This is a genomic window from Pantoea sp. ARC270 (assembly GCF_003236725.1).
In the GTDB taxonomy this organism is placed as follows: domain Bacteria; phylum Pseudomonadota; class Gammaproteobacteria; order Enterobacterales; family Enterobacteriaceae; genus Pantoea; species Pantoea anthophila.
Genome location: NZ_PUGA01000088.1, coordinates 1 through 736 on the forward strand (window position 1 = coordinate 1; position 736 = coordinate 736).

Genomic DNA, 736 nt, shown 5'->3' on the forward strand with positions numbered 1-736 from the left:
CTTTGTGATTCATGACTGGGGTGAAGTCGTAACAAGGTAACCGTAGGGGAACCTGCGGTTGGATCACCTCCTTACCTGAAGATACCTTCCCGCGCAGTGCTCACACAGATTGTCTGATAAAAAGTCACGAGCAGAAAAAACCTCTACAGGCTTGTAGCTCAGGTGGTTAGAGCGCACCCCTGATAAGGGTGAGGTCGGTGGTTCAAGTCCACTCAGGCCTACCAGATTTGTCCTCATGCTGCGTTGTGCCGGCGGCTCGCATAGTTCACTATGCTTCGCGTCAGCACGCCTTGCCTGAGAAAAAATCGCATTCTTTACATGAAGAATGCAACTCCTGGTAGTAGTGGTCTCTGCAGTAACTGTATGGGGCTATAGCTCAGCTGGGAGAGCGCCTGCCTTGCACGCAGGAGGTCAGCGGTTCGATCCCGCTTAGCTCCACCATACTTGCTGTTTTTTCTGAAATACCTCAGAGCGTACCGGCGACGGTGTGCTGTGACGTATTATGCTCTTTAACAATCCGGAACAAGCTGAAAATTGAAACGACATGGCGCGTTCATTCTCCGTAATAAGAATGAAATGACGACATGTCCGAGTCTCTCAAATGCTTACAGTCTGCAGCGTGAAAACGCCTGTGGGTTGTGAGGTTAAGCGACTAAGCGTACACGGTGGATGCCCTGGCAGTCAGAGGCGATGAAGGACGTGCTAATCTGCGTAAAGCGACGGTAAGGTGATATGA

At 50.8% G+C, this 736-nt stretch carries 2 tRNA genes and 2 rRNA genes; all 4 read left to right on the plus strand.

Annotated features, from left to right (window positions below):
* Positions 1-74 (plus strand): 16S ribosomal RNA (locus CKF42_RS20970); the annotation flags it as partial.
* Between the two features lie 73 nt (positions 75-147).
* Positions 148-224, plus strand: a tRNA-Ile gene (locus CKF42_RS20975).
* Between the two features lie 141 nt (positions 225-365).
* A tRNA-Ala gene (locus CKF42_RS20980) sits at positions 366-441 on the plus strand.
* A gap of 201 nt (positions 442-642) precedes the next feature.
* Positions 643-736 (plus strand): 23S ribosomal RNA (locus tag CKF42_RS20985); the annotation flags it as partial.